A 23,439-nucleotide genomic window follows, 5' to 3' on the forward strand; every position below is an offset into this window, starting at 1 on the left:
CGCCAGCGGCGCCGCGCTCAACCCCGCGCCATGCGTGAACCCGCTTCTTGCGACCGGAAGGAACAGGACGTTGCCGACCCTCACTGACCTCCTCGGCGGGCTCACGCTGCTGCAACCGGTCGTGCCGCCCGAGACCGCACAGGCCCGCAACCTGATCATCTGGCCGCCGCGCACCGCAGGCAGCGCGCCACCACTGGTCGAGGGCACCCTCACCCACCCGGCGGGAGACCTCACCACAGACGCCACGCCGCCACCGCGGCTGTGCGCGTTCCTCGGACCCGGCTCCACCCTGGCCGGCCTGGCCGTCGACCTCGCCGCCGTCATCTCCCGCACTACCACCAGGACCACGAACGCCCCGATATCCGATCCCAACCAGGTGTCTCGGGCGCTGCTCACCTACACCGCCCCGCATCTCAGCCAGAACCCCGCCGGCCACCTGCACGCCGGAACCCGCCTGCCGCTGCCCATCGAAATCGACCAGGCGAACAACCGATGGGTGACGAACCTGCAATCCCTGCACAACTGGGCCCGCCACGCCACCACATCGGCCCACACGGTGCACACCGTCGCCGTAGTGCCACCAGCCGAGGACCCCGACCAGCTGCGCCTGACCGTCGCCGCGCAGGTCAGCGCCTCGTCGGACGTCACCCTGCTGAGCGGACCACTGGTGCAACACCTGCTCCGCAACCCCTACCAGGCCTTCTCGGAGGCCATCGAACTGTTCCGACAAATGCGCGAACAGCGACCCGACCACGAACCGGCACTGGCCATGGCGACGCTGCAAGGGCTCGCCCGCCACCACGCCGACCAACTGGCCTCGACCACCGCGGGCAACAGGGTGATGGGCCGCCTGTGGGCCGCCCTGAACACACCAGCCGCGAACAACCTCCCCCCAGCACAGCAGCCAGCGCTGCTGGCCAGCCGACGGCTGGCCGCCGGAGCACTAGGCCTCATTCCCGTACCCGCAATGCCGGACACCTGGCTGCCACCAACCCAGGCCGTGCCCACCGTCGTGCCGCAGCAGTTTCCGGCACGACAGGCGACGACACGACGCGACCTGCCGCCGCTACAGATCACACCAGCGCCGACGCAGGACAGCAGCAGCGACGGAGTGCAGGCCCTCGGCACGGTGCCGTTCCTCGCCGACCCAGGCCCCTTCGGCCCGAACGACCAGCCCGCCACCTTCCCGCTGACCGTCGGAGGGCTGCCCAGCACGCCACCAACCACCAGCCGACGCCACGGCGTCGTTACCGGCCCGATGCCCTTCGCGAACACCCTAGCCGCGATCTTCACCGCCGGGCAGTGGATCCACGTCGCCAACGAGCCCCGTTACGCCGTCGCGGACAACCTGCGCCGCGCGACCATGTGGGGCCACCTGCTCTGGGGCGGGCGCTCCTACCTCGTGTTGGAAGGCTTTCCCGACGTACCCGCACCGTTCCTGGTCCTGCCCACCCTCGAAAACGTCACCTTCGACAAACTCGACTGGACCCAACGCCTCGACGGCCACGGCTCGCCCACCCAGCACGCCGCCACCTACTTCTGGCGAGACACCTGGGGCGACGCCACCGGACGCCACTACAAACTGCGGCTGATAGCACCCGTCGACGGAAGCCAAGCACCACCGCCACTCGGCGCCACCACACCGCTCGACCCGCCGCGATTCCTCTTCCCCGCCAAAGACAAAGAACTCATCAACGCCGAATGGGCGGCGTTCACCGGCGACGAGGCGGCCGTCGCAGCAGCCGACGTCCGTGCGGCGATCTTCAACCCGCTCTGGACGCTGACCGGCGAAGGCGACATATCCAAACCCGGCGTCGTCGACCTCGAACGGGCCGCCGGTCGCCTCGCCGAACTCGACGCCACCGCCTTCTCGATCCTCACCCCCGCCGAGCGCGCCCACTACGCCAACGTCCTCGCCCACGCCTTCACCACGAAGGCGCGGGAGCGGGCGATCGTCGAACTGTTCAAGACCGCCGAGGACCGTCCCGCGCTGAACCAGATGATCGCGCAGCTCACCCCGACCGACTACGCGAAGGTTCTCAGGGACCTGGACTACGAGCTGTGGAGCCTCTTCGTCGCCGTGGGGGAGCGGTTCCCGCCCACCAGCATCGACTTCACCCTCGACGACCTCATCGACCTCGTGTTCGCCCTGTGGCCGCAGCTGCACACCGTCATCACCCGGGAAAACCCGTCAGCACCCCCGGCGCTGGACCTGGACCAACTCGACGAGCTGTACGTCGCCGCCAGCGCCGCACTGAAGTTCGTGGTCGACTCGTTCGAAGGCATCTTCCAAGTCATCACCGAGCCGGACAAGCTCGTCGAGGGCGTCTGGCAGCTGATCAAACTCGCGCTCATGGCCCAGCTCGCCCAACCGCCGATCTCAGACCCGCAAGCCCTGCAGTACCTCGGCGCACTGTTCACCCTGCTCGGGCAGAAGATCCAAGCCGCCTACCGCGGGGCGATCGCGCTCGGTGCCGTCGAGCACACCCTCACGCAGCTCAAGTGGGCCATCATCTGGGAGGTCGCCTCCTGGTTCGTCGGCGTCGGCGAGGTACGCGCCGGCCTCCAGGCGTTCAAGGAGATCCGCGGTGTCGTCGAGGCCTGGGCTGCCATGGCCCGGCCCGCGAAGCTGGCGGTTGACGCCGTCGAGGCGGCCGAGAAGTTCACCGTGACCGCGAAACTCGAACGCGTCATGAAGCTCCTCAACGCGAAGATCAACTTCGGGACGGACGTCGAGTTGATCCGCGCGCTCGGCTACGCACCCGACAGCGACACCGCAAAGATCGCCAAAGGGCTCGAGAACGTCGACCTCGACCCGATCGCACGGTTCGACGATCTACCCCTCGCGCTCAAGGACGACCTGCTCCGACTTAATCAACGCCTCGACGCGGCCAAGCCCCTGGAGACGGTCGTTGGCCCGCTCAGCGAGAACGGCCGCAACGCATTCAAGAAGCTCGCCGATCACCACATGCTCCTCGGCGACGCCAAGAACCAGCGGTTCTCACGACTGATGAACAAGCTGGCCAAGCGCAACGGCGTCGACATCACCGCCGAGCAGTGGGAGGCGTTCGCTGCCGCGGTCAACGCCATGCCGCCGGCGGCGCTGACCAACGGCCCTGGAGCACGCGACCTCAACTTTCTCCTCAGGCTGTCCCGGCAGCCCGACGCCTGCCTGCTCATCGCCCGCCCCAATGGGTACGCCGCCTTCAGCGTCCTGTGGGACCACGTGGGCAACCGGTTCGACTCCCTGAACGCGATGCTGCGACGGATGGAGAAGCTGGCCGCCGAAGCGCTGCCCGAGCAGCGGATGAACCGCTACGCCGAGATGCTGGACAAGCTCGCCCAGAAGGACCAGAAGACGATCGAGAAGATCGAGAACTACGGCAAGCCCGTGAGAACGCCGATCGGCGCGGCCACGAAGACCCTCGATGAACTCAAGGACGAAGCACTCAACACACCACCCGGCCCTGCGTTCAAGGCCTTCCGTGAACGGCTCGACGCCTACCCCGACTTCAAAGGCTCAGTCGGCGAGGCGTGGCTACGCAAGTGGGTCTTCGCCAAGGACCCGCACGCCGGCAAGCGGGTGTACGTGTACAAGCACGACAACCCCGCCCTCGCCGAGGAAATGATCGCCCTCGAACGTTCAGCCGACGCCTTCACCAGCCCGGCAACCGGCACCATCTCCTGGTGGGACGGCAAGGTCTACGGATCCAAGACCGACATCGACTGGGAGCAGGCCCTCGACAACGAACTGTTCGAAGGCGCCAACGAGGTGATGGTGCGCTTCCAGAAACATGACCCCACCGGACCGCCGCCTGTCGAGCTCCCTCAGAAGGTGAAATTCGATGAAATCGGCTACATCTTCTTCGATGCGAAAGCGGCGAAGAGAAATCGTGCTGCGGTGCAGACCGATGCCTCAGGAGAGGTCTACTACCTCGACGAGTTGGGAAACCTGCAACACATGAACTGAGCTGTGCGACTCGTTCCGCAACCCTTCAAGCGGCGGCTAGTACTCCAATGGGTTCGGCGTTGGGCGTGGCGTCGAAGTCGAAGTCGTCGCACTCCAGGTGCACGTAGCCGCCGACGACCTCCTTCAGCTCCAGGAACGGCCCGTCGGTGACCACCGGCTGGCCGTCCGCGCCCCGGCTGACGGTCTTCGCGACCTGCGGGGCGTCCAGCCTCGTGCCGCCGCGCACCACCTTGCCGGCGGCGTGCCACTTCTGCCACCAGGCGTCGACCTAGTTGAGCAGCGCCTGGTCCTTCTCCATCGAGTCGTCGCCCCAGATCACCATCGAGTAGCGCACGTGTCTCTCCTTGCTCGTGGCGGGCGGCGGGTGCCGCCTGCTCACCCCCATGGCGTACGGCGGACGCCCCGCCGCGACACTGCCGGTCGGTTTTTCCGGCGCCGCCGTACGGGCGTTAGCCTGTGCCGGTGTCCTTTCCCCGGATCACCATCGCCCCGACGTCATGGGCGGCGCGCCCTGCGTGCGGCAGTCCCGGATCCCCGTCGCCACGCTGCTGGCGATGATGGCCGAGGGCATGTCCGTGACGGACATCCTCACCGATCTGCCGTTCCTCGACGAGGACGACCTGGCGGAGGTGTCGAACTTCGCGGCCGATGCGGTGCGTGACCGGGCGGCCCGCCCGGCGTGACGTCGGGCGGGCCCCTCGTCGCCTTCGCGCCGTGTTTCGCGGTAGGTTGCTCGCCGTGGAGGAGATCGACCGGGCCATCGTCGCCGCGCTCACCGGCGACGGCCGGCTGTCGTACACCGACCTCGCCGAGAAGGTGGGGCTGTCGGTGTCCGCAGTGCACCAGCGGGTGCGCCGGCTGGAGCAACGCGGCGTGATCAAGGGGTACGCGGCCCGGGTCTCCTTCGAGGCGTTGGACCTGCCGTTGACCGCGTTCGTGGCGATCCGGCCGTTCGATCCGTCCCAACCGGACGACGCGCCGGAGCGGCTGGCCCACCTGCCGGAGATCGACTCCTGCTACTCGGTGGCGGGGGAGGACTTCTACCTGCTGCTGGTGCGGGTGGCCGGCCCCGCCGACCTGGAGCGGGTGTTGCAGGAGATCCGCACGTCGGCGAACGTCACCACCCGCACGACGGTGGTGCTCTCCACGCCGTACGAGAACCGGCCGCCGAAGATCGTCGGCGAGTTCGCCGCCCGCGGGCGGGCCCGGGACGCCGGCTAGACCGGCACCGGGCGGTGGCGCACGTTCACCGTGGCCGACGGGTCGTCGCCGCTGACGTCACCACGCCGTGCGGGCGACCCGGCCCTCATGTCAGCGGCCGTTCCAGCGCATGATCACCGCTCGGCCGTGTTCGTACCCGAGGACGGAGATGGTGGCGGTGTCCAGCCGCAGCCGGCCCCCGCCGGCCGGCGGCAGGTCGATCCAGCGGGCGCCGACCACGCGCAGGCTGTGCCCGTGCCCGACCAGCGCCACGCTGCCCTGCGCCAGCAGCGGGGTGATCCGGGCGAGCAGCCGGTCGACGCGGGCGCCGACCTGCTCCGGTGATTCCCCGCCGGGGCAGCCGTCGGTCCACAGGTTCCAGCGTGGACGGTCCTGGTGGATGTCGGCCGTGGTGCGCCCCTCGTACTCGCCGTAGTGCCATTCGGCCAGGTCGTCGTCGACGTCGTCGACGGTGAGGCCGGCGAGCTGCGCGGTGTGCCGGGCCCGCTGCCGGGGGCTGGAGAGGACCCGGGCGAAGCGGCGGCCGGTGAGGACCAGGCCGAGGGCGCGGGCCTGCCGCTCGCCGTCAGGGGTCAAGGGCAGATCGGTGTACGAGGTGTGCCGGTGGCCGGCGCTCCAGGTGGTCTCGCCGTGGCGTACCAGCACGATCTCGCTCACCGGCCCAGTCAACCACGACCCGGTGTGCCGGGCCGGGCGACCAACGGACCTATCTTCCTAGGATGCATTACGGGATGTGCCTACCGCCGCGGCGTTTGTGGTCACCAGGGCCGGGCAACCGACGGGGAGTCGCACCACGAGGAGGCGAGATGAGCTTCACCGACAAGGCCAAGAACAAGGCCGACGAGCTGACCGGCGCCGCCAAGGAGCGGGTCGGCGACATGACCGACAACGAGCGGATGCGCGCCGAGGGCGCCAGCCAGCAGAGCACCGCCCGTGCGCGGCAGGCCGGTGAGCACGTCAAGGACGCCGGGCGCGACGCCCGGGACTCGTTCTCGAAGTGACCGAGGTACGTGGGGGCCGCCGGACGATGCGGCGGCCCCCACGTCGTGCCCGGGGTGGCGTTTCGACCCGTTCCGGTGACGGGGCGCGGCGGGCCGGTGGTTAGGGTCGCGGCGTGACGGTGCTGCGTTCCCTGGTGTTGTTCGTGCTGGCCGCGCTCGCGGAGATCGGTGGTGCCTGGCTGGTGTGGCAGGGCTGGCGGGAGCACCGCGGGTTGTGGTGGATCGCCGGTGGGGTGCTGGCGTTGGGGGCGTACGGGTTCGTGGCGACGTTCCAGCCGGATCCGAACTTCGGCCGGATCCTGGCCGCGTACGGGGGTGTGTTCGTGGCGGGGTCGCTGGCCTGGGGGATGGTGGTGGACGGGTTCCGGCCGGACCGATGGGACGTGACGGGCGCGTTGATCTGCCTGCTGGGGGTGGCGGTGATCATGTACGCGCCGCGGGGGAGCTGAGACGCGGCGGCGCCCCGCGGCCGGGCGGTCGCGGGGCGCCGGTGGTTGTCGCCGATCAGTCGTCGCGGTGGGCGGTCCACCACTGCTGGCCGGCGTCGGGCAGGGTGTCGATCGGGTCGTAGTAGGCGTAGCGCTTGTCGAGCGCCGCCAGGTCGGCCGACTCGATCGAGGTGCGGTAGTTCTTGGTCCAGTAGGAGATGCCGCGTTCGCGGTCGTACTCGGTGAGCATGTGCACCCAGCGCTTGCCGACGAAGGGGACGTCGCAGACGATCCGCGGGGTGGCGTAGCCGGGCAGGTAGCCCATGATGTCGTGCTGGAGCTGCTGGGCGTGCCAGACGGGGACCCGCCAGTGCTCGGCGTTGGGGATCATGTCGCACATGTAGAAGTAGTACGGCAGGATGCCGGCCTCGCCCTGCAGGCTGAAGCAGAGGTCGAGCAGGTCCTCGCTGGTGGCGTTGACGCCGCGCATGAGGACGCCCTGGTTGCGGACGTCGCGGACGCCGACGTCGAGGGCGGTCTGGGCGGCCTTGGCGACCAGCGGGGTCAGCGACTGGGCGTGGTTGACGTGGGTGTGGATGGCGAGGTTGACGCCGCGCCGGGCGGCGGTGCGGGCGACCCGTTCGAGGCCCTCGACGACGTCGGGCTGGAGCCAGTGCTGGGGCAGGCCCATGAGGGCCTTGGTGGCGAGCCGGATGTCGCGGATGGTTTCGATGTCGAGCAGCCGCATCAGGTAGGACTCGAGGTTGCGCCAGGGCACGTTGGCGACGTCGCCACCGGAGACGACGACGTCGCGGACGCCGGGGTGCGCCTTGAGGTAGCTGATGTGGGCGTCGTAGCGGTCGACGGGCTTGAGGGTGAGCTTGAGCTTGTCGACGGTGGGGGTGGAGTTGCCGACGAGGTCCATGCGGGTGCAGTGCCCGCAGTACTGCGGGCAGGTGGAGAGCAGTTCGGCGAGGACCTTGGTGGGGTAGCGGTGGGTGAGGCCCTCGGCGACCCACATGTCGTGCTCGTGGAGGCTGTCGCGGCTGGCGTACGGGTGGGAGGGCCAGTCGGTGCGCCGGTCGGAGGCGACGGGGATCATGTAGCGCCGGATGGGGTCGGCGAGCAGCGCCTCGGTGGTCATGGGTTCGAACGGCACCATGGTGTTGAGCATCTGCGGTGGCACCAGCATGGACATGGTTGCCAGGGCCTTCTGGTCGGCCTCAAGGTCGGCGTAGAAGGTCTCGTCGACGGCGTCGCCGAGGACGGTGCGCAGCTGCTTGATGTTCTTGACGCAGTTGACGCGCTGCCACTGGGCGTTCTCCCACTGTTCGCGGGTGACGTGGCGCCAGCCGGGGAAGCGGGTCCAGTCGGGTTCGACCAGGGGGCTGCGGCGGTATTCGTAGGGCTGCCCGGCGGTCGGCACCGCGACCGGGGCGTGACGGGGTTGAGGGATGGTCTCAACCGGTTGGGTCTGGGTCACGGCCCCTCCTCGGTGGTGGCTCGGTTCGATCAGCGGCCCGAAGGCTACTGGAAAATATCCGGTGTAGAAATTAGTCTGCCGTAAGTTTTCCCGCGATGCGAGTCCTGACCGGGGCTTCGAGCGGTTGGACAGGGGGAGGTCGGCGTGACGTCACCGGTGGGGCTGCACCGAGTCGTGGAACCGGCGGGGGTGCTGCCGCAGGCGGCGTGGCGGCTGGACGCCGACCCGCGGATCGCCGCGAACGAGGTGCGGATTCGGGTGGAACGGCTGAATCTGGACGCGGCGAGCTTCCGGCAGCTGTCGGAGAAGCACGGCGGGGACGGGGAGAAGGTCCGCGCCGAGGTGCTGGAGATCATCTCCGCTCGGGGGAAGATGCAGAACCCGGTGACCGGGTCCGGCGGCATGCTGATCGGCACCGTGGAGGAGGCGGGCCGGCGGTCCCCGCTGGGGCTGCGGCCCGGTGACCGGGTGGCGACGCTGGTGTCGCTGACCCTGACCCCGCTGACCGTCACCGACGGGCTGGCCCGCTGGGACGGGCGCAGCGAGCAGGTGCCGTGCGACGGGTACGCCATCCTGTTCGCCCGGTCCATCGCGGCGGTGCTGCCGGCGGACCTGCATCCGGAGCTGTCGCTGGCGGTGCTGGACGTGTGCGGGGCGCCGGCGTTGACGGCGCGGGTGGTGGCCGAGCAGGTGGCGCGGCGGGGCCGCGACGGTGATCCGCGGCCGGTGGGCGTGGCGGTGATCGGTGGCGCCGGCAAGAGCGGGTCGCTGTCCCTGGCGGCGGCGCGGCGGGCGGGCGCGGGCCGTACGGTCGGGGTGGTGCCGGTGGGCGCGGAGCGTGACGCGCTGCTGGCGGCGGGCCTGGCCGACGCGGTGGCGTTGGCCGACGCCCGGGATCCGGTGGCGTTGTCGACGGCGGTGACCAGCGCGTTGGGTGCGCCGGCGGACGTGACGGTGGTGTGCGTGGACGTGCCGGGCTGTGAGCACGGGGCGGTGCTGGCCACGGCGGACGGCGGCACGGTGGTGTTCTTCTCGATGGCGACGAGTTTCGCGGCGGCGGCGTTGGGCGCGGAGGGCCTGGCGGCGGACGTGACGATGCTGGTGGGCAACGGGTACGTGCCGGGGCACGCGGAGCTGGCGTTGGAGTTGCTGCGGGCGGAGCCGGGGGTCCGTGCGTTGTTCGAGTCGCGGTTGGCGGCAGACTGAGGCCATGACGAACCCCTCGACCTTGTACCGCGGCGGAGTGCTGCACTGCCCGGCGGATCCGAGCGCGACGGCGTTGCTGGTGCGGGACGGCCGGATCGCCTGGTTGGGTGCCGGCACGGACGCGCCGGCCGCCGATCGGGTGGTGGAGCTGGACGGGGCGCTGGTGACGCCGGCGTTCGTGGACGCGCACGTGCACGCCACCGACACCGGTCTGGTGCTGTCGGGGCTGGACCTGTCCGGGGTGCGGTCGGCGGGGGAGTTGCTGGCGGCGGTCTCGGCGTTCGCCGGGCGGCTGCCGGCCGACGCGGTGGTGCTGGGGCACGGGTGGGACGAGTCGGGTTGGTCGGATCCCGTGTTGCCGGACGCGGATGCGGTGGACCGGGCGGCGGGTGGCCGGCGGGTGTACCTGTCGCAGGCGTCGATCCATTCGGCGCTGGTGTCGCGGGCGTTGCTGGCGGCGTGTCCGGAGGCGGCGGCCGCGCCGGGTTTCGACGTGTCGGGGTGGTTGCGGCGGGACGCGCATCATGTGGTGCGGGCGGCGGCGCAGGGGTCGGTGACCCGGGCGCAGCGGGTGGTGGCGCAGCGGGTGGCCCTCGAACACGCGGCGTCGTTGGGGATCGCGGCGGTGCACGAGTGCGGCGGTCCGGACATTTCGGACGAGGAGGATTTCACCGGGTTGCTGGGGATCTCCGGGGACGGGCTGCCGGAGGTGTACGGGTACTGGGGTGAGCTGCTCGGCGCGGCGCGGGCGCGGGAGTTGGGCGCGGTGGGCGCCGGTGGTGACCTGTTCGCCGACGGGGCGTTGGGGTCGCGGACGGCGCACGTGTCGGCGGCGTACCTGGACGGGGAGCCGGGCGGGTGCGGCCACGGGTACCTGAGCGCCGAGCAGGTGCGGGATCATCTGCTGGACTGTGCGGCGCACGGCGTGCAGGGCGGCTTCCACGCGATCGGGGACGAGGCGATCTCGACGGTGCTTCAGGGGTTCGCGTCGGCGGCGGAGAAGCTGGGGGTGGATCGGCTGCGGGCGGCCCGGCACCGGATCGAGCACGCGGAGATCATGAACAAGCGGCTGATCGCCGGGTTCGTGGAGTACGGCGTCGTGGCGTCGATGCAGCCGGCGTTCGACCGGTTGTGGGGTGGCGCGGGCCGGATGTACGAGTCGCGGCTGGGGTTGTCCCGGTCGTGGGAGTCGAACCCGATGGGTGCGATGCACTCGGTCGGGGTGGCGTTGGCGTTCGGGTCGGATTCGCCGGTGACGCCGCTGGACCCGTGGGGTTCGGTGCGGGCGGCTGCGGCGCATCACAATCCGGCGCAGCGGATGGGGGTGCGGTCGGCGTTCGCCGCGCACACCCGGGGCGGGTGGCGGGCGGTGCACCTGGACGCGGAGGGTGTGATCGCGTTGGGTGCGCCGGCGACGTTCGCGGTGTGGTCGACGCCGGCCGGGGTGGAGCGGGGCCTGCCGGTGTTGCTGGCCGAGGATCCGGAGTTGCGGGGCGTGGACGATCCGACGCCGTTGCCGGTGTGCCGGGCGACGGTGCTGCGCGGTGACGTCATTTATCAGGAAGGCGTTTCGTGAGCGAGCTTGCGAGCGAACCATCGGCACGGTGTGACGCCGTCACGGCGTCGCCGAGCGGAGCGAGGTGACGGTGTGACAGGGAAGCTTGACCTGGATCCGGTGCTGGTGGCGCGGGCGCGGGAGTTGGCGCGGCGGGCCGGGCGGCCGGTGGTGGAGTTGGCGCGTAGCCACACCACGGTGTCGGTGGAGCGGGCGGTGCTGCGGCTGGCCGGGGTGTCCGGTGCGGATCCGGACGGCATTCCGTGGGTGAACCGTCTGGTGGACGCGGTGGTCGCGGACGTCGGGTTGGGGCACGGGGTGGCCGCGCCGGTGTTCGACGCGCTGGCCCGGGAGGGTATCGCCGACGTGACGTTGCTGGCGCAGAAGGCCGCCGCCGGGTCGGTGCGGTTCGCCCAGCCGACCGGGAAGGCCGCCACGGCGGCCCGCCGGGCGGCCCGCAAGGCGGTGGCGGCGGGCATCCGGCAGATCGACCGGCGCCGGGCCGAGCGGGACCGCCTGGTGAAGCGGTACGGGGATCCGGCGCAGCGGCCGTGGATCTATCTGATCGTGGCGACCGGGGACATCTACGAGGACATCCCGCAGGCGCAGGCGGCGGCGCGGGCCGGGGCGGACGTCATCGCGGTGATCCGTTCGACGGGGCAGTCGCTGCTGGACTACGTGCCGGAGGGGGCGACCCGGGAGGGTTTCGCCGGCACGTACGCCACGCAGGAGAACTTCCGGTTGATGCGGGCGGCCCTGGACTCCTCGTCGAAGGAGTTGGGCCGGTACGTGCGGTTGACGAACTACGCGTCGGGGCTGTGCATGCCGGAGATGGCGACCCTGGCGGGTCTGGAGCGTCTGGACATGATGCTCAACGACTCGATGTACGGGATTCTGTTCCGCGACATCAATCCGATCCGTACGTTCGTGGACCAGCGGTTCTCCCGGCAGGTGCACGCCCGGGCGGGGATCATCATCAACACCGGTGAGGACAACTACCTGACCACCGCGGACGCGGTGGACGAGGCGCACACGGTGACGGTGTCGCAGCTGCTCAACGAGTACTTCGCGCACGAGGCGGGGCTGGCCGACGGGCAGTTGGGGTTGGGGCACGCGTTCGAGATCAACCCGGATGTGCCGGAGTCGTTCCGGTTGGAGTTGGCGCACGCGTTGCTGGCGCGGGAGTTGTTCCCGGACGCGCCGCTGAAGTGGATGCCGCCGACGAAGCACATGACCGGGGATGTGTTCCGGGGCAACCTGCTCGACGGGTTCTTCAACCTGGTGGGCACGATGACCGGGCAGGGCATCCTGCTGGTGGGGATGATGACCGAGGCGGTGGTGACGCCGTGGTTGTCGGACCGGGACATCGCCCTGCAGAACGTCCGCTACGTGCTGGGCGCGGCCGGTGGGCTGCACGAGGATTTCGTGCCGGCGCCGGGCGGGTTCATCCAGCAGCGCGCCCACCGGGTCCTCGGTGAGGCGGTCGACCTGCTCGAACGCATCGGGGAGCAGTCGCTGCTGACGGCGATCGCGGAGGGCACCTTCGGGATCATGAAGCGGCCCGCGGACCGGGGCAAGGGCCTCGACGGTGTCGCGGAGCACGAGGGTGACTACTACAACCCGGCCACCGAGATCCTGGAGGGTCCGGCCGCATGAGTGAGAAGACGATCGTCCGGCCGTACGGGGACACCACCGGTGACGGCATGGTGCAGGTGTCGTTCACCCTGCCGGTGCCGCATGACAAGCGGGCCGAGGGGGCGGCGGTGCAGCTGGCCAACAAGATGGGCATGGACCCGGCGATGCTGGTGCACGCCAAGCCCGTCGGCGGCGGGTTCACCTTTTTCGTGGTGTACGGGCGGGTGAACCATCTGGTGGACCTGGCGGCGGTGCAGGTGGTGGAGCGGGACTTTCCGCTGCTGGGCGCCAAGGAGGTCAACGCGGTGGTGAAGCAGCGGTTGCGGCGCAAGCTGTCGGTGGTGGGGGCGTGCATCGGCACCGACGCGCACACCGTGGGCATCGACGCGATCCTCAACGTCAAGGGCATCGCCGGGGAGAAGGGCCTGGAGTACTACCGGGAGCTGAAGGTCACCAACCTGGGCGCGCAGGTCAGCGTGCCGGAGCTGGTGGAGGCGGCCCGGGTGGAGAAGGCCGACGCGGTGCTGGTGTCGCAGGTCGTCACGCAGCGCGACGCGCACCTGCACAACACCCGGGAGATGTCGGCGGCGTTCCGGGAGGCGATGCCGGCGGGCAGGCGGCCGCTGCTGATCGTCGGTGGTCCCCGGTTCGACGAGACGATGACCGGTGAGCTGGGGGTGGACCGGATCTTCGGTCGGGGCACCACCCCGGGTGAGGTGGCCAGCTACCTGGTCCACGCGTTGATCACGAGCAGGAAGGCGGGAGCATGAGCGACGCACGAGTGGGTCTGACCGTCACCCACCGCCGGTATGTGCCGTACTCCCACGCCCACTACGCGGGGAACCTGGTGGACGGGGCGTACGCGTTGGGGTTGTTCGGGGACGTCGCCACGGAGGTGTGCATCCGCACCGACGGCGACGAGGGGTTGTTCGCGTCGTACTCGGAGGTGCAGTTCAAGGCGCCGATGAAGGCCGGTGACGTGTTGGAGGTGACGGCGACGGTGACCCGGGTGGGCACCCGCAGCCGCACCATCGACTTCGCCGCGACGGTGGTGTGCCGGGGCCGCCCGGAGCGGGGTGAGTCGGCGGCGGAGGTGCTGGCCGAGCCGGTCGTGGCGGTGACGGCGACGGGCACCGTGGTCGTCCCGCCGGCGGCGTGAGCCTCGCCGTCTGCGCCGACGTCGGGTCCACGTACACGAAGGTCGCGGTGGTGGACCTGGACGGCGGGCGGCTGGTCGCGGCGGCGTCGGCGCCGACGACGGTCGGCACGGACGTGCTGCACGGCCTGGACGCGGCGGTCGGGGCGGCCACCGCGGGCCTGCCCGCCGGGGACGTCCCCTGGTACGTGTGTTCGTCGGCCGGTGGTGGGCTGCGGCTGGCCGTCGTCGGCTACGAGCCCCTCGTCACCGCGCAGGCCGGGCGGCGGGTCGGCCTGTCCGCCGGCGCGAACGTGGTGCACGTGGCCGCCGGCCGGTTGGGTGCGGCGGAACTGACCGCGTTGCGGGCCGCCCGGCCGGACGTGGTGCTGCTGGTCGGCGGCACCGACGGCGGTGACGCCGACACCCTCACCCACAACGCGACCCGGCTGGCGAAGGCCCGCTGGCGGGTGCCGGTGGTCCTCGCGGGCAACGCCGACGCCCGTGACGACCTGCACGCCCTGCTCGCCGGGGCGGGGGTGCCGGTGACGGCCTGCGCCAACGTGCTGCCCCGCATCGGGGTGCTCGCCCCCGGCGCGGCGCGGGCGGCGATCCGGGACGTGTTCCTGCGGCACGTCATCGGCGGCAAGCGGCTGTCGCGGGGCGGCCGGTTCACCCGGCTGGTGCGCGCGGCCACCCCCGACGCGGTGCTGACCGGGGTGGAGGTGCTCGCCGACACCCTCGGCGGTGACCTGGTGGTGGTCGATGTGGGGGGCGCCACCACCGACGTGTACTCGGCGCTCACCCCCGACGAACGGGACAGCGGTCCCGGTCGGGAGGTCGCCGGCACGCTGTGGCGGGCCCGTACCGTCGAGGGCGACCTGGGGATGCGGTGGAGCGCGCCGGGGGTGGTGCGGGCCGCGGCGGAGGAACGGCTGCTGGCCGCCGGTGAGCGCGACGGGTTGGCGGCGGCGGCGGCGGTGCGCGCCGCCGACCCGGGGTTCCTGCCGTCCGGTGCCGGCGAGCGGGCCGCCGAGCGGCGCATCGCCGCCCTGGCGGCGACGGTGGCGGTGCGCCGGCACGCGCGCGGCGGGGCCACCGGTGAGCGGGGCGGCCGGGACCTGCGGGACGTGCGGCTGGTGATCGGCTCCGGTGGGGTGCTGCGGCACGCCGACCCGGTCGACGCCGGGCACGTCCTGGCCGCGGTGCTGGCCGACCACGCCGGTGGTTGGGCGGTGCCGCGCCACGCCCGGCCGGTGGTCGACACCGCGTACGTGCTGGCCGCCGCGGGGCTGCTCGCGCCGGAGCAGCCGGGGGCCGCCGGGGCGTTGCTGCGTCACCATCTGGGCGCGGAGTGAGCCGGGGCGGCGCGACACGCCGTGGAGGCCCGCGCGACAGGCCCGGGTGGGTTGACAGGGCCGGGGGGTTGGCACGTACCGTCTTTGAGTCCTACTACGGGAAGCGGCTGTTGTTCGCTTCGTCCTCTCGCCCGCTGGCCGAGTGACCCGATGCACGGAGCGACATGTGCGCGGGCTGCGGCGGCCAGGTCCAGCGGGCGGGGGTCGGCGGGGCGGCGCGAACCGGCCGCGGTAACCGGTGTACGGGCAGGGTGAGGTGCACGGCCAGTAGACAACGGCCCGGCGGGGGCAGCCAGTCGCCGTCCGGTCGGTCCGAAGGTCGGCGTGCCGCATCTTCGCCCCACCGGCCGGGGAGGGCCTGGGAGCATCGGGGCGCGGCGCAAGCCGCGCCCCGATTTCGTCGCTCCGCGTTGCTCTGGGATCAGCGAGCGCTGGCGGCGGGCCGGTCACCGCCCGGCCCGGTACGCCTCCAGCCGGTCGGCGAGCAGCACCGGCTGGCTCAGTGGCAGCAGATGCCCGCCGGGCAGCACGTCGGGTTCCACGCCCAGGCGTTCCCGGGCCAGCCGCTGCTGGAACGCCAGCGGGAAGAACCGGTCGTCGCGGCCGGACACCACCCGGGTCGGCACGTCCGGCCAGCGGCGCAGCGGGTTCGGGCAGGTGAACACCGCCGCGGACTCCGGGGCGTCGGTGGCGAGCAGCCGCGCGGCCAGTTCGTCGGGCACGTCGTGGAAGAACTCCACCGCCAGGTCCAGGTCGGCGTGCGGGTCGCGGCCCTGGGCGGTGGCGTGGGCGGCGTGGGCCTCGGCGTGGCCGGTGGCCTGCCACCAGTCGCCGGCCGTCTCGCCGGGGGCGGGGATCATCGGGTTGACCAGCACCAGCAGCCGCACCGCCGGATGGTCGGCGACCAGGGCGGCGGTGAACGCGCCGAGCGACTGGGCCACGAGCGTCACGTCGGGGTGTGCGTCGACGGCGGCGCGGACGAGGTCGGTGTACCGCGGCAGGGCGGCGTGTTCGTCGGCGCCCGGCAGCACCACCGGCACGGCCTGCCGGCCCCGCCGGCGCAGCTCACCGGCCAGCAGTTGCCACTCCTCGCCGGTGCCGCCGGCGCCGGGCACCAGCACGTAGGTCACCGCCGCCCCCGGCGGGCGAAGTCGTCGGCGGTGCCGCCGCCGGGGAACCGGGTGACGAAGTCCAGCACGCCCACCCAGGTCGGTCGCAGGCCGATGCGGGCCATCACCAGGCCGGGGCCGTCGAGTTCGGCCCGGACGGTCTCGGCGTGTTCCGGTCCGCCGTAGCGGCGGTGGGCGGCGAGGTACTCGGGGGCGGCGCCGTCGACGTCGTCGACGGTCACCGGGCCGCGCAGCAGGAGCACCTTCGGCGGCATCCCGGCGGTGTCGATGGTGACGGCGACGTCGGGCCGCGCCCGCAGATGCTTGATTTTCGCGGCGCCGGCGAAGGTGCAGAACACCAGCTCGTCGCCGGTCCAGTGGAACATGACCGGCAGTACCCGGGGGGTGCCGTCGGGTGCGACGTAGGCGACGCGGGCCAGTTCGGTGCCCCCGAGCAGCTCGCGTGCCACCTCGGTGTCGAGCAGACGTACGTCGCCCTGCGGCAGGGCGGTGGTCATGGTCATGGTGCTCCCCTCAACGGTTGCTCCTACATTAGGAGCAACTACTTCGGGTGAGCAAGCGGCTTCGCTAGACTGGGCCGGTGCGTTCCTACGGCGACTTCTGCGGCGTGGCCCGGGCGTTGTCCGCCGTCGGCGAACGGTGGGCGCTGCTGATCGTGCGGGAGTTGCTGCTCGGCCCGAAACGCTTCTCCGACCTCAGCCGCGCCCTGCCCACCCTCAGCCAGAACGTGCTCTCCCAGCGCCTGCGGGAATTGGAGCAGGCCGGCGTGGTGACCCGCCGGCTGCTCGGCCCGCCGGCCGGCGCCCGGGTGTACGAACTCACCCCGCGCGGGCGGGACCTGGAGGACACCCTGCTGGCGCTGGGCACCTGGGGCAGCCGCCAACCGTTGCCGCCGACCGGCCAGCTGAGCGTGGACGCGCTGATGCTCGCGCTGCGCACCACCTACGACGCGCGCCGCGCCGGCGGCCTGCGCGCCCGCGTCGACCTGCGGGTGGCCACCGACCGGTTCGACGTCGAGGTCGACCCGGCGGAGGGCGTGCGCATCACCCGCGGCACCGCCGCCCGGCCCACCGCCGGCGTACGCGCCGACGTGCCGACGCTGCTCGCGGTGCTCTTCGGCGGCCGGCCGGTCGACGACGCCGTCGCCGCCGGCGACCTCGATCTCAGCGGTGACCGCGGCGTCGCCGCCCGGTTCCTGGCCTGTTTCCCCGGCCCCACACCGGCCTGAGGTCAACCCGCGGCCGGCCGGGCCCGCACGTGCAGCCGCTCGCCCTGCGGCCCGAACAGGCTCAGCACCTCCGCCGGCCGGGAATCCGGGTTGGCGATGGCGTGCGGCACCCGGGTGTCGAACTCGGCGACCTCGCCCTCGGTCAGCAGCAGGTCGTGCTCGCCCAGCAGCAGCCGGATCCGCCCCGACAGCACGTACAGCCATTCGTGGCCCTCGTGGGTCTGCGGGGTCACCTCGGCCGGGGTGTGCGGCGGGAACACCTGCTTGAAGGCGCGCACCCCGCCGGGCCGGCGGGTCAGCGGCAGGTACGTCACCCCGTGCCGCACGATCGGCCGGGCCCGCACCCGCGGGTCGCCGACCGGTGGGGCGCCGACCAGATCGTCCAGCGGCACCTGGTGGGCGCGGGCCAGCGGCAGCAGCAGCTCCAGGGTGGGGCGGCGGCCACCGGACTCCAGCCGCGACAGGGTGCTCACCGAGATGCCCGTCTCTGCCGACAGTTGGGCCAGGGTGGTGCCGCGGCGGCGGCGCAGCGCCCGCAACCGCGGCCCGACCGCCGCCAGCACCACCGCCTCCTCGTTTGCCATACCGGCAACAGTACTTGCCGGGTGGGTCGGGTCGGGCGCACCGTGGGCGGCGACGACGACAACGGAGGACGACATGGACGAACGGTACGACGTGGTGGTGATCGGTGGTGGCCCGGCCGGGCTGGCCGGGGCGATGGCCCTGGCCCGGGCCCGGCGCAGCGTGCTCGTGGTGGACGCCGCAGCGCCCCGCAACGCCCCCGCCGCCGGGGTGCACCACCACCTCGGGCACGACGGCACACCCCCGGCGCAGCTGCTCGCCGCCGGCCGGGCCGAGGCCGCCCGCTACGGCGCGACGCTGATCACCGCCACCGCCACCGACGCCACCCGCGACGGCGACGAATTCCGGGTACGGCTGGACGACGGGCGCGGGGTGTCCGCCCGCCGGCTGCTGGTCACCACCGGACTGGTCGACGAGCTGCCCGACGTGCCCGGCCTGGCGGACCGCTGGGGACGCGACGTGCTGCACTGCCCGTACTGCCACGGCTGGGAGGTCCGCGACCAGCGCATCGGGGTGCTGGCCACCGGCCCGCTCGGGGTGCACCAGGCGCAGCTGTGGCGGCAGTGGAGCCCGCACGTGATCCTGCTGCGGCACGGCGCGCCCGCCCCCGACGCCGAGCAGGCCGAGCAGCTCGCCGCCCGCGGCATCGCCGTCGTCGACGGCCCGGTCACCGGCCTGCGGACCCACGACGGCGCCCTCACCGGGGTGCGGCTCGCCGACGGGGACGTCATCGCCCTCGACGCCCTCGCCGTCGCCACCCGGCTGGTCGCCCGCGCCGGGGTGCTGTCCTCCCTCGGCCTGCACCCGGTCGAGGTGGAGATGGGCGGACACGTCGTCGGCACCCGGATCCCGGCCGGCCCCGACGGCGCCACCGACGTGCCCGGGGTGTGGGTGGCCGGCAACGTCGCCGACGTACGCGCCCAGGTGGCCGTCGCCGCGGCGGCCGGGCTCACCGCCGGCGCCGCCGTCAACGCCGACCTGATCGCCGCCGACACCCGCGACGCCGTGCAGGCGCACCGGCAGCTGCGCGCCACCATGCACGAGCGGGACAGCTGGGAGGAGCGCTACCGGTCCCGGCCCCACGTGTGGAGCGGCCGGCCCAACCCGCAGCTGGTCGCCGAGGCGGCCGACCTCACCCCCGGCCGGGCCCTCGACGTGGGCTGCGGCGAGGGCGCCGACGCCGTCTGGCTGGCTGGGCGCGGCTGGCAGGTCACCGCCGTCGACCTCGCCGAGGTCGCCGTGCGGCGGGCCGCCGCGCACGCCGCCGAGGCCGGGGTCGCCGACCGCACCACCTTCCGCCAGGCCGACCTGCGGCACGATCCGCTGCCCGGCGCCGGCTACGACCTGGTCACCGCCCAGTACGTGCACCTGCCCGCCGAGCAGCAACGCCAGTTGTGGGCGCGGCTGGCCGACGCCGTCGCCCCCGGCGGCACCCTGCTGATCGTCGGGCACCACCCGGCGGACCTGCGCACCACCGTGCGCCGCCCGCACCTGCCCGAGTTGATGTTCACCGCCGCGCAGGTGGCGGGGATCCTCGACCCTGGCGGGTGGGAGGTGACCGCGCAGGACCGTCCCCGCGAGGTCACCGACCACGACGGGCGGCCGGTCACCGTACGCGATGCCGTGCTGGTGGCCCGGCGCCGCTGAACGCCGTCAGCGGCGGATCAGGCCGAGCCGGGTCGCCGCCGCCACCGCGCCGGTCCGCGAGTCCACGCCCAGCTTGGTGAAGATCCGTGCCAGGTGGGACTTCACGGTGCCCTCGGTGAGCCGCAGCCGGCCGCCGACGGCCCGGTTCGACAGGCCCTCGGCGACCAGGGCGAGGACCTCGATCTCGCGGTGGGTCAGCGCGGTGGCGGGGGAGCGCAGCCGGTGCATCAGCCGGTCCGCGACCATGGGCGCCAGCACCGTACGCCCGGCCGCCGCCGCGCGCACGGCGGCGGCCAGTTCCTCGGGCGGGGCGTCCTTGAGCAGGTAGCCGGTCGCGCCGGCCTCGATGGCCGGCAACGTGTCGGCGTCGGAGTCGTAGGTGGTGACGATCAACACCCGGGCGGTCCCCGCGCCGGCGGCGATCGCCGCGGTGGCCTGCGCGCCGGTCATCCCGCGGCCGAAGCGCAGGTCCATCAGCACCACGTCGATGTCGCCCTCGGCGGCGCGGGCCACGGCCTGCTCGCCGGTGGCGGCCTCGGCCACCACCAGCAGGTCCGGCTCGGACTCCAGCACCGCGCGCAGCCCGGCCCGCACCACCGGGTGGTCGTCGGCCAGCAGCAGCCGGATCGGCGCCGGCGTCACGACCCCGCCCCCGCGTCGGCGTCCGGGCCGTCCACGGGCAGCCGGGCGGTCAGCGTGGTGCCCCGCCCCGGGGCGGACACGACGCTGAGGGTGCCGCCCAGGGCCCCCACCCGGGCCCGCATCCCGGCCAGTCCGAACCCGCCCGTCGTACCAGCCGGCGACCGCCGCGGGTCGAAGCCGGCGCCGTCGTCGGCGACCACCACGGCGACCGCGGCGTCGCCGTAGTCGAGGGTCACCCGCGCGGTGCCGGCGTGCCCGTGCTGCACCGTGTTGGCCAGCGCGGACTGGGCGACCCGCAGCAGCGCCACCTCGTACGGGGTCGACAGCGCCACCGGGTCCCCGGTGACCCGGAACCGGGCGTCGAGCCGGTGCCGGGCGGCGGTGGTGGCGCAGAGCCGTTCCAGGGCGTCCGCCAGCGAGGTCCCCTCCAGCGGCGGCGGGGTGAGCGCGGTGACGAACCGCCGGGCCTCGGCCAGGTTGTCCGCCGCGGCCTGGCGCGCCTGCTCCACGTAGCCGGCGGCCCGGCCGTCGGGCAGGTCACGCCCGGCCGCTCGCAGCAGCAACTGGATGCTGGACAGCCCCTGGGCGAGCGTGTCGTGGATCTCCCGCGCCAGCCGTTCCCGTTCGGCCAGCACACCGGCGCGGTGCTGCTCCGCGGCCAGGTCCGCGCGAGTCGCGGTGAGCTCCTCGATCAACCGGCGCCGCCGCTCGCTCTCCCGGTACAGGACCTGGTAACCCCGCGCCACCGCCACCGCGACCAGCGCGCCCAGCGCCGGCCCCACCACCACCGCGGGGGAGAACGAGCCGCGGTGCGCGGCGAAGGCCAGCACCGCGGCGACCGCGGTCGCCGCCACCGCCAGCAGGGCCGCCCGGCGGGCCAGCAGATGCAGGCCCAGGAAGTACAGCGGGAACGCCAGCCACACCGCGTCGGCGGAGAGGACCAGCAGCAGCAGCCACAGCGCCGCCACCGCCGCCAACCATCCCAGTACGGCCCGCCGGCCGGCCCCGCCGCGGCGTAGCAGGCCACCCGCCCCGTACGTCAGCCCTAGCAGTGCCGCCACGGCGACCACCCCGGCGGCGTGCGGCGCGGCGTCGACCACCGCCCGGGCGGCGACCAGCGCGAGCAGGCCGGCGACCAAAAGATGCAGGCACCAGGTCAGCGCGCGGAAGGTGGTGGCGGAGGTGTTCACGGTCCTTCCAGCCTAGGCGTCGTCGCGGCCGGTGCCCTCTGTCGAAGGATGCAACGCCGCCACCGTCGTTCGGCCGGGGAAGTTCCCTCCGCGGTCAGATGCCCGTCGCGGCGTCGGCGGGGACGGTGGAGACATCCGCCTCCACCGTCGAAAGGGCCGCTCGTCGTGTTCCTTGCACGCGCAGACCTGACCTTCGCCCGAGGGCGATTCGCCCTGATGGCGAGCGTCGTCGCGCTCATCAGTGCCCTGGTCGGGCTATTGTCCGGGCTCACCGCCGGGCTGGCCCGGGAGAACGTCTCCGCGATCACCGGGCTGCCCGCCGACCGGATCGCCTTCGCCGCGCCCGCCGCCGGCCACGACCTGTCGTACGCCGACTCCACGGTCACCGAGCGGCAGTGGCGGCAGTGGGCGCAGGCCCCCGGCGTGCGCCGTGCCGAGCCGTTGGGCGTCACCACCACCCGGGCCACCGCCGGCGGCCGTGCCGTCACGGTGAGCGCCTTCGGCGTACCGCCCGGATCCACCCTGGCGCCGGCGGCCGTCGACGAGGGCACGCTGGTGCTGTCCCGGCCGGCCGCCGACGAGCTGAGGGTACGGGCCGGGGAGAGTGTCACCGTGGCCGGACGGGCGCTGCGGGTGGCCGCCGTCACCGGGGACGCCTCCTACAGCCACCTTCCGGTGGTCTGGACCGCGCTGGACACCTGGCCGGCCGTCGGGCCCCGGACCGCCACCGTCATCGCCCTGACCACCACCTCCGCCGTCGACGTCGGGGCCGTGGACGCCGCCGCCGGCACCCGTACGGTCGCCACCGGTGACTCGCTGTCCGCCATCGGCTCCTACCGCTCGGAGAACGGTTCCCTGCAACTGATGCGCGGTTTCCTGTTCGCCATCGCCGCGCTGGTCGTCGGGGCCTTCTTCAGCGTGTGGACCATCCAGCGCGGCGCCGACATCGCCGTCCTCAAGGCGCTCGGCGCCAGCACCGGCTACCTGCTGCGCGACGCGCTCGGGCAGGCCGTCGCCCTGCTCGTCGCCGGCACCGCCACGGGTGCCGCCGTCGCCGCCGGGCTGGGCGCCCTGGTCTCCTCCGCCGTGCCGTTCCAGCTCACCGCCACCACGGTCCTGGTTCCCGCCGCCGTGACGATCGTCCTCGGCGCGGTCGGGGCCGCCCTGTCCGTGCGCCGCATCACCTCCGTCGACCCGCTGACCGCCCTGGGGAGCGCCCGATGAGCCTGCGCCTGTCCGACGTCACCCTCAGCTACCCGGACGGGGCGGGCCGACTGACCGCCCTCGACCACGTCAGCCTCGACGTGCCCACCGGCAGCCTCACCGCCGTGGTCGGCCCCTCCGGGTCCGGCAAGTCCAGCCTGCTGGCTGTAGCCGCCACCCTGGTCACCCCCGACTCCGGTACCGTGACGGTCGACGGCACCCCGACCGGCGGGCTGACCCGCGCCGCCCGTACCGACCTGCGACGCCGCAAGATCGGCATCGTGTTCCAGCAGCCGAACCTGCTGGCCGCCCTCACCGCCGTCGAGCAACTCCAGGTGATGGCCCACCTCGACGGGCGGTCCCCGGCCCGGGCCCGCCCGCGGGCGATGGAACTGCTCGACGCCGTCGGCCTCGCCGAGCAGGCCGGCCGCCGCCCGCACCAGCTCTCCGGCGGTCAACGCCAACGCGTCGCGGTCGCCCGGGCCCTGATGAACGACCCCACCGTGCTGCTCGTCGACGAGCCCACCAGCGCTCTCGACCACGAACGCGGCGCCGCCGTGGTCGACCTGATCACCCGGCTCACCCGCCAGCGCGCCACCGCCACCGTGCTGGTCACCCACGACCGTACCCACCTGCGCGCCGTCGACCGGGTGGTGGAGGTACGCGACGGTCGGCTGGGCGCGCCCACGGTGGCCCGCTGAGCGGCGGACCGGTCGCCGTCGCCCGGCCGGTCCGGCCGGGTAGCCTTCGGCCCGTGATCGTGGTGAGGTGCCGGTGACGACGCTCGACCGGGAAGAGACCCGCGCCCCGTCCGGGCCGCCCGAC

The 23,439-nt window shown here is 73.0% G+C and carries 23 protein-coding genes; 15 read left to right on the forward strand and 8 right to left on the reverse strand.

The genetic code is table 11. From position 1 onward, the window contains the following. Window positions 1-70: 70 nt before the first annotated feature. Window positions 71-3,970, forward strand: a complete 3,900-nt coding sequence (locus tag AB0H57_RS18645; RefSeq protein WP_357507976.1) for a hypothetical protein — start codon at window positions 71-73, stop codon at window positions 3,968-3,970. A gap of 25 nt (window positions 3,971-3,995) precedes the next feature. On the opposite strand, the gene AB0H57_RS18650 is transcribed toward AB0H57_RS18645, so the two are convergent. Continuing rightward, complete coding sequence (locus AB0H57_RS18650) at window positions 3,996-4,196, reverse strand: hypothetical protein (protein ID WP_357507978.1); 201 nt, start codon at window positions 4,194-4,196, stop codon at window positions 3,996-3,998. Between the two features lie 157 nt (window positions 4,197-4,353). Between AB0H57_RS18650 and AB0H57_RS18655 the strand changes: the two genes are divergently transcribed. Both AB0H57_RS18655 and AB0H57_RS18660 read left to right on the forward strand, forming a co-directional pair. Next, the gene (locus tag AB0H57_RS18655; protein WP_357507980.1) at window positions 4,354-4,653 is read left to right on the forward strand and encodes a DUF433 domain-containing protein; all 300 of its coding nucleotides are present in this window, start codon (window positions 4,354-4,356) and stop codon (window positions 4,651-4,653) included. 55 nt (window positions 4,654-4,708) lie between these two features. Next, complete coding sequence (locus AB0H57_RS18660; protein ID WP_357507982.1) at window positions 4,709-5,191, forward strand: Lrp/AsnC family transcriptional regulator; 483 nt, start codon at window positions 4,709-4,711, stop codon at window positions 5,189-5,191. A 90-nt stretch (window positions 5,192-5,281) separates the two neighbouring features. Here AB0H57_RS18660 and AB0H57_RS18665 read toward each other — a convergent pair whose 3' ends face one another. Continuing rightward, window positions 5,282-5,848: a histidine phosphatase family protein gene (locus AB0H57_RS18665; RefSeq protein WP_357507984.1), complete on the reverse strand. Its 567-nt coding sequence runs from the start codon at window positions 5,846-5,848 to the stop codon at window positions 5,282-5,284. Window positions 5,849-5,997: 149 nt separating this feature from the next. On the opposite strand from AB0H57_RS18665, the gene AB0H57_RS18670 reads away from it, so the two are divergent. Both AB0H57_RS18670 and AB0H57_RS18675 read left to right on the forward strand, forming a co-directional pair. After that, window positions 5,998-6,192, forward strand: coding sequence for a CsbD family protein (locus tag AB0H57_RS18670; RefSeq protein ID WP_357507986.1), 195 nt, complete (start codon window positions 5,998-6,000; stop codon window positions 6,190-6,192). 113 nt (window positions 6,193-6,305) lie between these two features. Further along, a complete protein-coding gene (locus AB0H57_RS18675) occupies window positions 6,306-6,641 on the forward strand; it encodes a YnfA family protein (RefSeq protein WP_357507989.1) in 336 nt (111 codons plus the stop codon). Between the two features lie 55 nt (window positions 6,642-6,696). On the opposite strand, the gene AB0H57_RS18680 is transcribed toward AB0H57_RS18675, so the two are convergent. Continuing rightward, window positions 6,697-8,103, reverse strand: coding sequence for a lysine 2,3-aminomutase (locus AB0H57_RS18680; protein WP_357507991.1), 1,407 nt, complete (start codon window positions 8,101-8,103; stop codon window positions 6,697-6,699). Between the two features lie 156 nt (window positions 8,104-8,259). Between AB0H57_RS18680 and AB0H57_RS18685 the strand changes: the two genes are divergently transcribed. The 6 genes from AB0H57_RS18685 to AB0H57_RS18710 all read left to right on the forward strand — a co-directional run bounded on the left by AB0H57_RS18685 (window position 8,260) and on the right by AB0H57_RS18710 (window position 14,992). Then, a complete protein-coding gene (locus AB0H57_RS18685; protein ID WP_357508054.1) occupies window positions 8,260-9,309 on the forward strand; it encodes a zinc-binding alcohol dehydrogenase in 1,050 nt (349 codons plus the stop codon). A gap of 4 nt (window positions 9,310-9,313) precedes the next feature. Next, a complete protein-coding gene (locus AB0H57_RS18690) occupies window positions 9,314-10,885 on the forward strand; it encodes an amidohydrolase family protein (protein ID WP_357507993.1) in 1,572 nt (523 codons plus the stop codon). 72 nt (window positions 10,886-10,957) lie between these two features. Continuing rightward, on the forward strand, window positions 10,958-12,520 hold the full coding sequence (locus AB0H57_RS18695) for a lysine 5,6-aminomutase subunit alpha (protein ID WP_357507995.1): 1,563 nt from the start codon (window positions 10,958-10,960) through the stop codon (window positions 12,518-12,520). Continuing rightward, a complete protein-coding gene (locus tag AB0H57_RS18700) occupies window positions 12,517-13,269 on the forward strand; it encodes an OAM dimerization domain-containing protein (protein WP_357507997.1) in 753 nt (250 codons plus the stop codon). The genes AB0H57_RS18695 and AB0H57_RS18700 overlap by 4 nt, the downstream gene beginning before the upstream one ends. After that, on the forward strand, window positions 13,266-13,658 hold the full coding sequence (locus tag AB0H57_RS18705; protein ID WP_357507999.1) for a hotdog domain-containing protein: 393 nt from the start codon (window positions 13,266-13,268) through the stop codon (window positions 13,656-13,658). The genes AB0H57_RS18700 and AB0H57_RS18705 overlap by 4 nt, the downstream gene beginning before the upstream one ends. Beyond that, window positions 13,655-14,992, forward strand: a complete 1,338-nt coding sequence (locus AB0H57_RS18710) for a glutamate mutase L (RefSeq protein ID WP_357508001.1) — start codon at window positions 13,655-13,657, stop codon at window positions 14,990-14,992. The genes AB0H57_RS18705 and AB0H57_RS18710 overlap by 4 nt, the downstream gene beginning before the upstream one ends. Before the next feature lie 446 nt (window positions 14,993-15,438). Here the strand turns inward: AB0H57_RS18710 and AB0H57_RS18715 are convergent, their stop codons facing one another. Further along, a complete protein-coding gene (locus tag AB0H57_RS18715) occupies window positions 15,439-16,122 on the reverse strand; it encodes an alpha/beta fold hydrolase (protein ID WP_357508002.1) in 684 nt (227 codons plus the stop codon). Beyond that, window positions 16,119-16,625, reverse strand: a complete 507-nt coding sequence (locus tag AB0H57_RS18720) for a pyridoxamine 5'-phosphate oxidase family protein (protein WP_357508004.1) — start codon at window positions 16,623-16,625, stop codon at window positions 16,119-16,121. Before AB0H57_RS18720 ends, AB0H57_RS18715 begins: the two co-directional genes overlap by 4 nt. A 77-nt stretch (window positions 16,626-16,702) precedes the next feature. Here AB0H57_RS18720 and AB0H57_RS18725 point away from each other — a divergent pair, with 77 nt between their 5' ends. After that, on the forward strand, window positions 16,703-17,350 hold the full coding sequence (locus AB0H57_RS18725; RefSeq protein WP_357508006.1) for a winged helix-turn-helix transcriptional regulator: 648 nt from the start codon (window positions 16,703-16,705) through the stop codon (window positions 17,348-17,350). Window positions 17,351-17,352: 2 nt separating this feature from the next. On the opposite strand, the gene AB0H57_RS18730 is transcribed toward AB0H57_RS18725, so the two are convergent. Further along, entirely contained in the window at window positions 17,353-17,934 is a 582-nt protein-coding gene (locus AB0H57_RS18730; protein WP_357508008.1) for a helix-turn-helix domain-containing protein, read from the reverse strand. Window positions 17,935-18,007: 73 nt separating this feature from the next. On the opposite strand from AB0H57_RS18730, the gene AB0H57_RS18735 reads away from it, so the two are divergent. Next, window positions 18,008-19,579, forward strand: coding sequence for an FAD-dependent oxidoreductase (locus AB0H57_RS18735; RefSeq protein ID WP_357508010.1), 1,572 nt, complete (start codon window positions 18,008-18,010; stop codon window positions 19,577-19,579). Between the two features lie 6 nt (window positions 19,580-19,585). On the opposite strand, the gene AB0H57_RS18740 is transcribed toward AB0H57_RS18735, so the two are convergent. Both AB0H57_RS18740 and AB0H57_RS18745 read right to left on the reverse strand, forming a co-directional pair. Then, a complete protein-coding gene (locus AB0H57_RS18740; protein WP_357508012.1) occupies window positions 19,586-20,221 on the reverse strand; it encodes a response regulator transcription factor in 636 nt (211 codons plus the stop codon). Then, entirely contained in the window at window positions 20,218-21,411 is a 1,194-nt protein-coding gene (locus AB0H57_RS18745) for a sensor histidine kinase (RefSeq protein WP_357508014.1), read from the reverse strand. Before AB0H57_RS18745 ends, AB0H57_RS18740 begins: the two co-directional genes overlap by 4 nt. A 216-nt stretch (window positions 21,412-21,627) precedes the next feature. Between AB0H57_RS18745 and AB0H57_RS18750 the strand changes: the two genes are divergently transcribed. Both AB0H57_RS18750 and AB0H57_RS18755 read left to right on the forward strand, forming a co-directional pair. Further along, window positions 21,628-22,635 (forward strand): FtsX-like permease family protein, encoded by a 1,008-nt coding sequence (locus AB0H57_RS18750; RefSeq protein WP_357508016.1) that lies wholly within the window; start codon window positions 21,628-21,630, stop codon window positions 22,633-22,635. After that, window positions 22,632-23,315 (forward strand): ABC transporter ATP-binding protein, encoded by a 684-nt coding sequence (locus AB0H57_RS18755; protein WP_357508018.1) that lies wholly within the window; start codon window positions 22,632-22,634, stop codon window positions 23,313-23,315. The genes AB0H57_RS18750 and AB0H57_RS18755 overlap by 4 nt, the downstream gene beginning before the upstream one ends. The last annotated feature ends 124 nt before the right edge of the window (window positions 23,316-23,439 follow it).

The sequence above is a fragment of the Micromonospora sp. NPDC050686 genome (genome assembly GCF_040654475.1).
Classification (GTDB): domain Bacteria; phylum Actinomycetota; class Actinomycetes; order Mycobacteriales; family Micromonosporaceae; genus Micromonospora.